This window comes from Nitrospirota bacterium (genome assembly GCA_040755395.1).
Classification (GTDB): domain Bacteria; phylum Nitrospirota; class Nitrospiria; order Nitrospirales; family Nitrospiraceae; genus DATLZU01.
This window is the reverse complement of the sequence record JBFMAX010000001.1, coordinates 772,068-783,840: the sequence shown is the minus strand read 5'-3', so window position 1 is coordinate 783,840 and position 11,773 is coordinate 772,068. Positions and strand designations below refer to the sequence as shown.

Sequence of the window (11,773 nt, the reverse complement as noted above, 5' to 3'; positions counted from 1 at the left end):
AACGAGGAGTCATAGCGGTACTGGTCGTGGTAGACCCGCTCCCAGGACCGATCGGGATAGTCGCCCAGGGGGTTGCCGACCTCGATGACCGGCTGCAGGGCCGTCAAGGCCAAGACCTTGTCGGCCAAGGCCACCGCGGCGACCGTCCCCGCTGAGACTTTCAAGAATTGCCGTCGTGAAACCTGCATAGCGTGTCCCTCCTGCTTAATGACTTGCTACCAAACGATCGCTGTTCGCTCTCCCCTTCTCCTGCGGAGAATGTCCTTCCCACCCCCCTTCTTTAGGATTCTCGTGAGATCCCAACTTTCTTCAGCGTGCCTCATTAAGCGATCTCATGAGTGTTTCCGGCAGTCCACACACCATGAGCGAAAACGGTCGTGTAGTTCGCAACATCTGAACCAACACGTACTTCGTCGCGCGCCGATGTCGCAACCTAGCGAAAATACGACATGATCTCGTTACCTGCATTGAATATTGCGAGGGAATAGGATTTGTATGAATGTGAAGAAATCGTATCGATTAAAGTCGTCGCCAATTTCGGCAAGTTCGAAAAAACAAGTTAAATCAATCGATTCAATACCTCCATGGCGATGTTACCCGAAAGTAACTCCAGCCGTGTGCGTAACAGGAGAAATTCAAAGGCAGGAAGAATCGTTGAGTAGATTTTGCGGAATGGCCTTCATGATCCTGAGGCCGCGACCAGCGACGCTGGTTAGAGCAGTGGGTGACCCCGTCCAGATCCATGCATGAAGTCATCCGTAAAGCCAGTGTCTTGCAGCAGGTGCCCTTGGGGGGAACGGGTGACAGGGTCCCACGTTGACTGATGGCGGTTGGATGTTCCCCTCACCGGGGGCGGAGCTGGCCTACTTTGCTCAGATGCTCGGAGCAGCCATCCGTCTCCTCGCTCAGTGGCTTCTCTCCATCCGCTGCTTGTCTCAGGTCGCGATCTGTTTGTTGGAAGAGATAGGGCGGGTGGAATTTTGCAGCGGGATTAGATGTAAGATGGCAGGGTGAATGGAACCCGTCTCTTCTTTTGTGCAGCGTGCCAGCCTGTTTTCGACCAGTCTTTCTAGCAATCCAGAGCTTGACTTCTGTTCGCGCACCTGCAAGCTCCAGCGTTGGTGCGTAGCTTGACAGGCATGGTCTGCCTCTTTAGAATTTCGACTCCACTGCTGGGGCGGGAATAGCTCAGTGGTAGAGCATCGCCTTGCCAAGGCGAGGGTCGCGGGTTCAAATCCCGTTTCCCGCTCCAAATTCAGCCCCACCCGCAAGGATTTTCCCCCGGGTTTCTTCCTGGCATGGTCTATGCCGGCGTGTCTGCGCCGAAACCATGGTCACGAAGCCCTGGAAAATTCTTCGTTGGGAGCGAGCCGAGCTTCAGACGGATTGCACGGGTCGCAGCCACAACAGGAAAAGACTGCCTAGATGAGGTTACGGACTCCTCGGGACGGTGGACGACGGGGCTTTGTTAGGCGTTGCCGGAAGAGCGTAATACAGTGCGAAGTTGTGCGAGAAGCTGGTCGGCCCAAGCGAGGTCTTCAAGGGTAAGGGGGGTCTTCCCGAATCGTACGCGGCAATAGAACTGAGTCAACGCCTCCACCAGCGAGCCGGCGTCATTCCTCTCTCGGCAGACCTGTTTTGCAAACTCGATCGGAGCAGCACTCGGCGCTTTTGTCAGTCCATAAGCGGCAAGAAGATCGACCATGCGATTGTAAACCTGAATGACGGTGCGCTGGTCGGCTGGGCATTCTCCGCCGTCGCCGCGCCTCGGCCGGATCATCTGCCGAATCAACACCACGAAGAAGGCGCCGCCCAGCATCACCAGCGTAAGCATCACCGCGAGCTGACTCGGATCGGCCTGTCGCGCGAGCCGACTGACGCGAGTCATGGCGTTCGACAGCGGGTTCAGCCAGCCCGTGAGCGACTGGGAAATCTTTATGCGAAGCGAGTCGCCGCCCTCCCGAATTCCCTGGACCACCGCGAGTTGGTCGCTGGCGCTGTACTGAACGATCAGGCGATCCCATCGAAGTCGGACTGAGTCCATCACTCTGCCGATGGATTGCCACCAGAGATCCGGAGCGCTTTCTCCGATCGTAGGGGTCGGGTCCGCTGTAATCCATCCGGAATGAGGGAAGAACACTTCGACCCACGCGTGGGCGTCCTTCTGGCGCACCGTATAGTAATTGCCGAAATCGTTCCATTCGGTGGCGAGAAAACCCGTGACCAATCGGGCCGGAACGCCGATCGACCTCAGCAACACGACCATCGCCGTCGCGTAATGCTCGCAGTACCCCGTTTTGCGCGTAAAAAGGAAATCCTCCAACGGCCTTACGGTGAGCGTTGAGCCGACATCCAGGCTGTATCGGTACTGTTCCAGGAGGTGGTGTTTGATCGCAAGCATCTTCCTATAAGGGGTGTTTGCCTGTTCGGTAACATGCGCGGCCAATTCGGTCACCTGAGGGCTGATCGGCGGAAGTTGGAGAAAGTGAGCCCGAACAAAATCGGGATAGGTGAATGTCGTCTTTGATTTGTCTTCTTCCGTCAATTGGTTGTCATGAGACACTACGGTATATTCAAGCCTGGTCGTGGGCGGGGACGGCAGGTACAAGGCGCCCATGATATCCCCCTGAACAGTCAAGAACTCGCCGGAAACGGAATCGGCGAACGGGACGCTGAACAGCACCGTGGTGTCCAGTGCTTCCAGCAGAACGTCCTGCCGGAGCCCTTCCTTCTGCGAACCTTTGTCCGTTGATCGGCCGACGGAGCCGGGCATGCGAAACGTGCCCGGAGCGCTCTCGGGAAGAATGCGGCGGTGGGTAAAACTGTTACTCCACGAACGGCCGTTATAGCGGTCGTAGGCGACCCCCCGAAGATACAAGCGCTCCGTGGCCGGTCTCGAGCGATCCGCTAACTCCACTCGCATGACAATGCTTGCATCCTGTTTGATCGAGCCGATCACGCCGAGGTCTACCCTGTCGGAAAAGCCGGAGGTTTTCAACCCTTCGGTGCGACTCTTGTGAAAGAATCCCGCTCCGATCCGCGGAATGGCGAAAAAGATGGCCAACGTGAGGCAGAAAGCGCCCATCGCTATGGCATTCGTCGTCCAGAAAAATCGCGGCGTAATGCGGCCGCCCGCGCGGAACGACTCCGCGACTCCGACCGGACGAGGCGTAGTGGAGACCGCCTCTTCGGTTTCTTTTGTCAGGTGGTAGAGCAGCAGCGTCCATACAGCCGTGAGGAGATAGGCAAAGAAGACCGTGGCGTACCAGACTTCCGTGGTGAGCGCCGCGGACGCGAGGATGGCCATGAGACTGATCGCGTACAGGTGTAGGAAGTCGCGGCGTTGATGAAGATTGAACAACTTGTTGACGAGGAGCGCGATCAGAAAGTGGACCCCGGCCGGCAGGAGATCCTGCGAGATCCACAGCAGATCGACCCAAAAGCCCGCGAAGGCCAGCACCAGAAGCACATTCCATGTAGCGGAAGAAAGGTTGATGAACGACCCGCGCCCTTCCGCCCGGCGCCAGCCGATTTGGAACAGCCGGGCAACCAACGCGGTGCCTCCAAGAGCGAGGATCCAGACGGACAGTCCCGTCGCCATGGCCAAGCCGCAAAACGCCGCAGCCGCAAGCAGGATCGAGCTAAGCCGGAATGCCTGATCGATCTTCATACACCGCGTCCTGATACTCGGTCATATCAACCCGACGAGTCACGTGTCGACACGCGTGAATGATCTCCAGGTCCGGCCAGGGCAAGATCGCGATCGAACTGTCGGCAAGGTCGCCGGAGGCGAGCGCCCGTCTGAACGTCTCCCGGACCGGCTCGGCCGCCGCGGGCTCCGCCATCCCGCACAAGGCCAGCGCGTGCAGGATTGAGTAAAGCTGACGTTCCCCTGAAGCCGGAGGAATCTCTCGGTCTCCGACGAGCGCCCGCAGCGCGAATCCGCGATCGTGAAAAAACACGGCAAGAGAAGCCGTTAAGATGACGGCCTGCTCGAAGCTCTCTTGGTGTTCCTGCGGCGCAACGGTCGACAGCGCAAGCGTAACGCGGCGTTGGTCCTCCGCTTCCGTCTCGCGAACGATCAGCTTGGACGTGCGAGCCGTGGTCATCCAGTGGATCGCGCGTGAATCATCGCCCGGCCGGTAGAGTCGGAGATTGTACAGATCGACCCCTTGCCCGCGGCGTGGGATCGCCAGTTCATGACCCTCCGCGATCAACTCACGAATCAGTCCATCGGGGACCGGTTTGATTTCCGGACACACGATGACGGTCGTTTCGAGCGGAACGAAGGCGCTTTTTAGAAAGAGCCCGAAGGGGAACGGCGTCATCACCCTGACTCCCTCGAGCCGATGGAGTCCTCTGCGCGTGATCAGCAGCGGATAAGAGAGAAGGATGGAAGATCGCGGTCCCAGATGCGGGACATGAATGCCCCGTTCGACGGCCATGCCGCCCACCATATCCGCGATGCGGAGAGAAAAACTGGGCAGCCAGGGCTTGCGGTTCAGCACCGACAGCGCGGCGGCGGCCGGTTGGCCGGCGATGAGGTAATCGGGCACTCGCCGCCGGAACTCGAGCCGCCTCAGGCACTGCTCCGACAGCAGGCCCGAGATCACGATCAGGCTGAGCATCATCGCAAGCAGCAAATAGAAGAGGTTGTTGCCGGTATTGACGGCGGCAACACCGACCGCCAAGGTGAAAAGAACGAAGCGGGTTCCCTCGCCCGTCAGCCGGACCGAGCGATTGGGAGAGAATCGGCGCAAGAACGCTCTCAGTGTCTGCAGGCGCGCGGCTGTCATGGCGAGTCGAGACGAAACAGAGGAAGCGACCGAAAGGTTTGTCCGCACTCGGCCGATTCGCGGGCGGAAATCGGCTCTTACAGAGGGACGGGAACCGTCTCCAGGATATCGAGAATCACTTGCTCGGCCTGGTCGACGCCCTTGCCCCTGATCCCTTGTCCGTGTTTCAGCATGACCCGATGCGACAGCACGATCGGGGCCATCTCCTTGATGTCGTCGGGCAGGCAGAAGTCTCGGTTGCGGACCAACGCCAGGGCCTTGGCGGCCTTGCAGAGGGCGAGCGCGCCTCTGGTGCTGACGCCAAGAGCCAATTGTTCGCTGCGGCGCGTCGCCAGGACGATCGCAAGGAGATAGTCCATCAAGCTCTCATCAAGCCGGACCTTTTCCACACGGTGTTGGAGATCCAGGACTTCTTCCCCGGTCATCACCGGCTGCAAGTCTTCGGCAGGATGCAGCGATTGGGGACGGTCCAGAACCTTTTTCTCTTCCTCCGGGGCCGGGTAGCCGATCCGAATCCGCATGAGAAACCGATCGAGCTGAGATTCCGGGAGGGGAAATGTGCCGTGGTATTCAGCGGGGTTTTGAGTGGCGATCACCATGAACGGCTGATGGAGCGGATATGTCTGGCTGTCCACCGAGACTTGCGCCTCGCTCATCGCTTCCAGAAGGCTGCTTTGCGTCTTGGGCGTCGTGCGGTTGATCTCGTCCGCCAGGACGATATTGGCGAAGATGGGCCCGGGCATGAACTCGAAGGCCTGTTTCTGCCGATTAAACATCGAGATGCCCAAAATATCCGAAGGCAACAAGTCGCTGGTGAACTGGATTCGTTTGAATGAGCAGTCGATTGAGCGGGCCAAGCTGTGCGCGAGAGTGGTCTTCCCCACTCCCGGGACATCTTCGATGAGCAGGTGCCCTCTCGCCAAGAGACAGACCACCGCCATTTCGATCACGCGGGGTTTGCCCTTGATCACGCGCTCGACGTTGTCTTGGATGGAACGGATAGCCTTTGCAGCGTCCACGGTCGGGATCTATCGGTGAAAATGAGCCAAGCTCAAGGATCGGCGGGACACTGGCGAAGTCTAGCAGAGGGTCTGGAGAGCGTCAATTTTCCCTAGATTGTGTGCGCTCCTCGCGGCTCTCCTCGGCAGTCGGTTCGTCGCGCTTCGTGAGTGCCTGGCGATGGTCTTCGGTAGAATCAGGGACGAGAATCATGAACCACGGAGGGGCCTCCTGACTCATGCTCTGAAAGAGCCTCGCCGTGCTGCTGGCCGGGATCCCCGCAAAGACAGCGCCTCGCCTGACTTCGACGTACCGGAATCGAAACGAGGAGCCATGTTCGCGGAGCCCACCAAGGACGCGCGGTATGTCAGGCCTGAGGGTCATCAGGTCATTCAGCACCAGCGAGCCGCCGATCGGCAACTCCTCCAAACGGCGATAGACGGGGCCGAAGAGGTCCGCCAGCAGGGATGGCGTCAAGATTTGATCGGACGGCCGAACGGCCGGATCGGCAACGAGCTGGGACAGAAGTTCCCAGAAGACCTGCGTATCGACCGCGCCGAGCACCGCAAGCAGCCCGCGGCGAGCAACGAGGTCCAGTAAGGCCAGCGGTCCGCGTATGTCGAATTTCCATGGAGGGAACAGCAGCGTCCGCCCCTCATGTTGGACTTCCAGCGCGGCTTCTCCGTCGACCTCGACCGTCCGGAACGCCCCTTTGGTCCGTCGCAGGTCGGCCTCGATCATCGCGCGCGACAGCCTCGTCGGTTCATAGGCGAAGGTGGGCGTCGCCGGAGCCCAACACGTCACCACGGTGTAGCGGGAGGCAATTTCCCCATTCTGCACCAAAGGGTCGAGGGCGAACATATCCTGACCGCCGAAAAAGCTGAACTCCAGGAGCTCCAGACGCGTGAGCCGTTCGAGCCGATCTTGGCGGGCATGCAGCGGGCCTCCCAGTCTGGAGCCGGGCCGGAGGCGGTCTAGGCAGTGGAGAACGAGCGGCTGCCTTTTTTTTGCGAGGTGCGGGAGATAGTGATCGACCAGCTCCGCCGCGAAGGACAGATCGCCGGCTCCCAGGTCGAGGAGCGAGGCCACGTCGGCTTCGAGCAACAGATCGAACGGGTTGCGATGGGCACGAACCAGGCGTTCGACTTGAGAGGCCGTCAGGTTTGAGACGGGCAGGGCCGATCGCGGTTCATCGGCCTGGTTCAAGAGGATACAGAGGGCCCGGATCGCTTTGGTCGGGGGAAGCCCGGTCAGGTCTTTCAACCTTTCTCCGGACAGGTCTTGTAACCTCTCGGCGTTTCCTGAACGAATGGCCGACAGGAGGGCTGTCTTCATATCCTCCGCAAGGGAGGCCTCCCGAAGCGCAACGCACAACCGATTCAAGGTATGGCGCACATGCGCGGGCTCGACAAGGCGACGGGAAGCCCGCCATCGCTCTTCATCGGTTTCCCGGACACGTTTGAGTCGGATTCGAAAGTCGGCGAGAGACTGGGGATCGAGACCCATAACGGCGGGGGAGCGGTGACCTGTCCGATTGTTGACGCCGCCCGGAGAATAGCGGCCGCGCTTCGTTCCAGTCAAGGTCGCGCCTTGCCGCCGTTCCCTTCATATGCTAGGTAAGACCGTGATGACTGTCCGGACCTTCTTCAGTAGACCACCTCTTCTCGTCCAATGGTTGGGGCTCGGTGCGATGTTCTGCATGACGGTCGCCGAGCCCCTCCCTTTGATCTGGGGTTCGGAACTGCCGCTTCGTCCACCATCTCCGGTTGTCGAATCCGGATCATTTCGGGAGTGGCAACTGTTGGAAGCCAGGACCGGGCTCGCGGTGCCCCTGGAGGAATGGCTCGATTCCCTGGGTTCTTGGGACGTCATTTATCTCGGTGAGGAACATCGCAACCGGTTTCATGTTGACGCCGCGCTCCGGGTCTTGAATGCGCTGATCGCCAAGGGGCGAAAGCCCGTCCTGGCCATCGAGATGTTCGGCTGGGATGGCCAGACCGGATTGGATCGGTATCTCGCCGAGTCGGACATGGCCAAGTCGCAATTTCTGGAGGAGGCCCGTTGGCGCGAAAATTGGGGCGGAGCCTACGAGGATTACGAGCCTTTGATCGCATTCGCCCGGGAACATCGGCTGCCCGTGCGCGCGCTGAACCCCCCGCGCTCGCTGGTCCGGCAGGTGGCGAAGCGCGGATTAGCGGAGGCCCGAGCCGACTTGGAAATGGCACGGTGGGGGATGGCGCAGGAAGAGATCGTCGATGATCCGGTGTATCGGGAGACGATTGTGCGGCAGCTCCGGCTTTGTCATGGAGGCGGGTCAGACGCGGACTATCAAGGCATGTATGAAGCGTCGATGTTCCGCGATGAAGCCATGGCCAAAACCATCGTCGAAGCCCTGCGGACGTTTCAAATCGGTCCGGGGTCTCAAATGGGTCCGATCCTCAGCTACACCGGCGGCGGCCATATCCAGTATCGGTTGCCGGTGCCGAAACGAGTCGCACGGCGTTTCTCCGATGGAGTTCGGCAACTGACCGTGTACCTGAGCTCCTTCCAAGCCGACCGCCAGGATGAGATTCGTGAGCTGCTCAAAGACGGCATTGCCGACTATCTCTGGTTGACTCCCACGGGGTCACAAGGTCCGCCTCGTCGGTGCCGATGAACGCGCGCGGAGCGAGGCGGGAGCGAGTTTGAAGGAGGACGTCATGCCGGATCCTCTTGTGATTGCCCAGCGGGGGCCCTATGTCGTGGACGTGGGTCCCGGCACGGTGTATTGGTGTCGCTGCGGCCGATCGAAGACCCAACCGTTTTGCGACGGATCCCATACGGGGACCGAGTTCTCGCCGATGGAGGTGACCGTTGCGGAGAGAAAACAGGTAGCCTTTTGCGGCTGCAAACACACCAAGACCCCGCCGTTTTGCGATGGAACGCATTCCCGTCTGTCGGTAACCGATAAGGGTGGAAGCGGGGGGCGGTGAGAAGCGCCGCCGGCGCGTCCGGCTGCTCGCGAACGACATGGCGCTGCTCGGAGACAACCAACCCGCACGAGGCCGACGCTCAACCCTCCGTTCGCGGAACGGATACGCCGCGGCCTACCGTCATCTCCGGCGCGTCGATCCGATCATGCGCGAGCTCATCTCGCATGTCGGCCCGTGCAGGTTAGCGCCGCGCCGCGACTACTTCGTGACCCTCTGCGACTCGATCATTTCCCAGCAACTCTCCGCCCAGGCCGCCGAAACCATCTTCGATCGCTTTCTGGCTCTGTACCCGGCTGGACGGCCGACACCTCGATCCGTTGCGAAGACTCCGGCGTCGGTACTGAAGACCGCCGGAGTCTCCAGGCAAAAGGCCCGGTACCTCAAAGACCTGGCCGCCGGATTCCAGGATGGACGGATCACGCCGAGGCGGTTCGTGCGACAGTCCAACGAGGAGATCATCGCCTCGCTCGTCTCGATCCACGGGATCGGACGATGGACGGCCGAGATGTTTCTGATGTTTTCGCTCAATCGCTCGGATGTCCTGCCGGTGGATGACTTGGGCATCCGCAAAGCGGTGCAACGGAGCTACGAACTGAGAAACCTGCCCGTTCCGACCCGACTCCGGAAGATCGGTCAAGCTTGGCATCCGTATGAAACCATTGCCTGCTGGTACCTGTGGAAAAGCCTACGAACAAGAAGGCCCCGCGAGAAGCCGGCCACACGGAGGCAGGAAACGGGTGAGGCCCGCTGAGACGGGGAGCCTGCCAATTTCGATGGGGGGACCCCTCCATTGGCTAGTGGCATTTGGGGAGGGCTCTCGGTCATCATATGCGCGATTCCTTGCTCCTTTGTGCAGCGGACGGGGAAGCCACAATCTGCAGAATCGCTGCGTCGGTCAGCAAAAAGGACTTCCGTCATGCGCAACCGCATTCCCTGTACCGCCGACCGACTGAGCCTGCTTGACCCGCCCATGATCCAATCAGTCGTCGAGATTTCCGCCTTCCAGATCGGACATCAATACCTGTCCGAGAATCGCGTCCGGATCGTCGAAGCCGACGAATCGCAGATTGCTTCCGCTGTCATCGGCAATTCGGGCCTCTATGAGCAAACGATCAAGCTGAAGGACGGGCATCTGTTGGCCAAGTGCACCTGCACCTTGGTTGAAGAGCCCATGTGCCGGCATTGCGTCGCCGTGTTGCTGGAATATCACCGCTGGTCGCAACCCCGCGCAGCCGCCAAAAGACCGCGGGAGCCGAGACCGCAGGCCCCTCAGCCTGAAACGTCTTCACCCAACTCGGCGGCCGATGTCAAGCTCAGCGAGATCATGATCTTTATGGAATGGCTGCAGCCGGCGGTGAGGGCTCTGGAAAAAGGCCAGCCGCTTCCTGAAACGCCGGCGCTGAAAACCGGGGAGGTCGCTTCCTGGATTCAAGCCATCAGGAACTTGGAGGACCGTCGCCGGGAGAGCGAAGAGGTGCAATTGGCATTGGAAGCCGACATGCGGGATCGGGAGGCCTATGTCGGCCGTCTTACCCAGCAACTCCAGGTGTCACTGGACGAGGCCAAGTCCGCGCAGGCCGCTTGCAAGGAACTCCAGCAGGAATTGGCCTCCTACAAGGCCATGCTCGCCCGGATGTTGGACATCTCCAGAGAGATAGGGCACTTCGACGGCCAGATGAAAACCCTCGCCGGCGAACTCATGGAAAAGGGTTCGCGATTGGAAGCCTTGGCGGGGTCCTTTCAAGAGTTGGCAGCGGCGCTCAAGGCCCTGGGGAATCCGTCTGCCGGTTGATTTGTCCCAAGCCGTTGGAACTCTGAGAAAATTCTTACTTCTGCCTTTTCTGCATCTTACCCTTGCGTCTCCTCCAGGAAGTTGAGTACAATCGGCGCCGTTTTGTCCGGAAATCCCGAACCACACGAGGAGGTCATCGTTATGAGCAATCTGATCGCTAGAATCGTGACTGTCGGTGCGGTCATCGCCGGCAACGTATCCGTGGCCCTCGCCAATGAGCCGAAGGGCGGGGCGCCGGATTACAGCGGCATCTCCTATATGTATTACACACTCATCGCTCTCATATTGGGATACGGCGTGTACGACACGTTCTTCAAGAAATCCTGATAGCGGTTTAGCGAGCGGGTGATCGAGCGAAAGGGCCCTCGCGCCGGCCGGCGTGAGGGCCTTTTTGTCATGAGACCAGACTTACGGGGGTTCCGCGAGCAAGGGTGCAATCGTTCGGAAGATGTTCTCGGCGATGAGACGATAGCCCTCTCCCGTCGGGTGAATGCCGTCGGCCTGGTTGAGAGTCGCCTTCGCCGCGACTCCTTCCAAAAAGAACGGGATCAAGGTCAGCCCATAGGTTTTAGCCAGCTCGGGATAGATCGCTTCGAAGCGCGATGTATAGTCCGCCCCGTAATTCGGCGGCAGCTTCATACCGGCCAGCACAACGGGGACCTTTTCCGCCAGCAGGCGCTCGATGATCTGCTCCAGGTTCGATCGTGTCTCTTCCACGTTCAACCCGCGCAGCCCGTCATTGCCGCCCAGTTCCAGGATTACGAGACTGGGCCTGCTCTGCAGAATCCAGGGGACGCGGCGGAGCCCGCCTGCGGTCGTCTCTCCGCTGATCCCCGCGTTGATGACGCGATAGCGGTAGCCGGCCGTGTCGAGCCGTCGTTGCAGGTGCGCAGGATAGGAGTCCTCGGGCGCCACACCGAGGCCGGCGGTGAGACTGTCCCCGAACGCGACGATACGAGGTCGGTCATCCGCGCTTGGATGGCTGGCGCGTTCTGACTGAGCAGCGCCATCTGTTCCAAGCCGCTCGCTGAATCCGTCGCGTGAGTTGCCGGGCGGAGCGGGAGGGGAAACGGAGGGCGGCTCCGGTCTCTGGTCGCAGCCGAGCAGAACCAAACCCGCGAGCAGCGGACACAGTGCAGCAACCGCGCGTCGCCGGAAGATACTGAAGCGTGCAGAGCGGCGCATCGGCATACAGTATAATAAGGTTCGCGCCG

Annotated in this window: 11 protein-coding genes and 1 tRNA gene; 6 read left to right on the top strand and 6 right to left on the bottom strand. The window is 60.1% G+C overall.

What is annotated here, in order from left to right:
- On the bottom strand, positions 1–188 hold a 188-nt coding region (locus AB1555_03955; protein MEW6245846.1), incomplete at its 3' end, for a twin-arginine translocation signal domain-containing protein.
- A 989-nt stretch (positions 189–1,177) separates the two neighbouring features.
- Here AB1555_03955 and AB1555_03950 point away from each other — a divergent pair.
- Positions 1,178–1,252: transfer RNA gene (locus AB1555_03950), tRNA-Gly, on the top strand.
- Positions 1,253–1,468: 216 nt separating this feature from the next.
- On the opposite strand, the gene AB1555_03945 is transcribed toward AB1555_03950, so the two are convergent.
- The 4 genes from AB1555_03945 to AB1555_03930 all read right to left on the bottom strand — a co-directional run bounded on the left by AB1555_03945 (position 1,469) and on the right by AB1555_03930 (position 7,130).
- The gene (locus tag AB1555_03945) at positions 1,469–3,670 is read right to left on the bottom strand and encodes a DUF3488 and transglutaminase-like domain-containing protein (protein ID MEW6245845.1); all 2,202 of its coding nucleotides are present in this window, start codon (positions 3,668–3,670) and stop codon (positions 1,469–1,471) included.
- A complete protein-coding gene (locus AB1555_03940; GenBank protein MEW6245844.1) occupies positions 3,642–4,760 on the bottom strand; it encodes a DUF58 domain-containing protein in 1,119 nt (372 codons plus the stop codon). Before AB1555_03940 ends, AB1555_03945 begins: the two co-directional genes overlap by 29 nt.
- A gap of 113 nt (positions 4,761–4,873) precedes the next feature.
- Positions 4,874–5,815, bottom strand: coding sequence for a MoxR family ATPase (locus AB1555_03935; GenBank protein MEW6245843.1), 942 nt, complete (start codon positions 5,813–5,815; stop codon positions 4,874–4,876).
- An 82-nt stretch (positions 5,816–5,897) separates the two neighbouring features.
- A complete protein-coding gene (locus AB1555_03930; protein MEW6245842.1) occupies positions 5,898–7,130 on the bottom strand; it encodes a hypothetical protein in 1,233 nt (410 codons plus the stop codon).
- 466 nt (positions 7,131–7,596) lie between these two features.
- Between AB1555_03930 and AB1555_03925 the strand changes: the two genes are divergently transcribed.
- The 5 genes from AB1555_03925 (at position 7,597) to AB1555_03905 (ending at position 10,886) form a co-directional block, all read left to right on the top strand.
- Entirely contained in the window at positions 7,597–8,451 is an 855-nt protein-coding gene (locus tag AB1555_03925; protein MEW6245841.1) for a ChaN family lipoprotein, read from the top strand.
- Positions 8,452–8,494: 43 nt separating this feature from the next.
- Entirely contained in the window at positions 8,495–8,767 is a 273-nt protein-coding gene (locus AB1555_03920) for a CDGSH iron-sulfur domain-containing protein (GenBank protein MEW6245840.1), read from the top strand.
- The gene (locus AB1555_03915; protein MEW6245839.1) at positions 8,748–9,518 is read left to right on the top strand and encodes a DNA-3-methyladenine glycosylase 2 family protein; all 771 of its coding nucleotides are present in this window, start codon (positions 8,748–8,750) and stop codon (positions 9,516–9,518) included. The genes AB1555_03920 and AB1555_03915 overlap by 20 nt, the downstream gene beginning before the upstream one ends.
- Before the next feature lie 165 nt (positions 9,519–9,683).
- The gene (locus AB1555_03910; GenBank protein ID MEW6245838.1) at positions 9,684–10,559 is read left to right on the top strand and encodes a hypothetical protein; all 876 of its coding nucleotides are present in this window, start codon (positions 9,684–9,686) and stop codon (positions 10,557–10,559) included.
- Between the two features lie 141 nt (positions 10,560–10,700).
- Positions 10,701–10,886, top strand: coding sequence for a hypothetical protein (locus AB1555_03905; GenBank protein ID MEW6245837.1), 186 nt, complete (start codon positions 10,701–10,703; stop codon positions 10,884–10,886).
- 81 nt (positions 10,887–10,967) lie between these two features.
- On the opposite strand, the gene AB1555_03900 is transcribed toward AB1555_03905, so the two are convergent.
- Positions 10,968–11,744 carry an arylesterase gene (locus tag AB1555_03900; GenBank protein MEW6245836.1) on the bottom strand — a complete coding sequence of 259 codons (777 nt, stop codon included), beginning with the start codon at positions 11,742–11,744 and terminating at the stop codon, positions 10,968–10,970.
- Positions 11,745–11,773 lie beyond the last annotated feature (29 nt).

Coding starts and splice junctions, on each gene's coding strand:
- AB1555_03920 (MEW6245840.1), top strand. CDS start 8,495: ATGCCGGATCCTCTTGTGATTGCCCAGCGGGGGCCCTATGTCGTGGAC.
- AB1555_03905 (MEW6245837.1), top strand. CDS start 10,701: ATGAGCAATCTGATCGCTAGAATCGTGACTGTCGGTGCGGTCATCGCC.
- AB1555_03945 (MEW6245845.1), bottom strand. CDS start 3,670: ATGAAGATCGATCAGGCATTCCGGCTTAGCTCGATCCTGCTTGCGGCT.
- AB1555_03900 (MEW6245836.1), bottom strand. CDS start 11,744: ATGCGCCGCTCTGCACGCTTCAGTATCTTCCGGCGACGCGCGGTTGCT.
- AB1555_03910 (MEW6245838.1), top strand. CDS start 9,684: ATGCGCAACCGCATTCCCTGTACCGCCGACCGACTGAGCCTGCTTGAC.
- AB1555_03930 (MEW6245842.1), bottom strand. CDS start 7,130: ATGAAGACAGCCCTCCTGTCGGCCATTCGTTCAGGAAACGCCGAGAGG.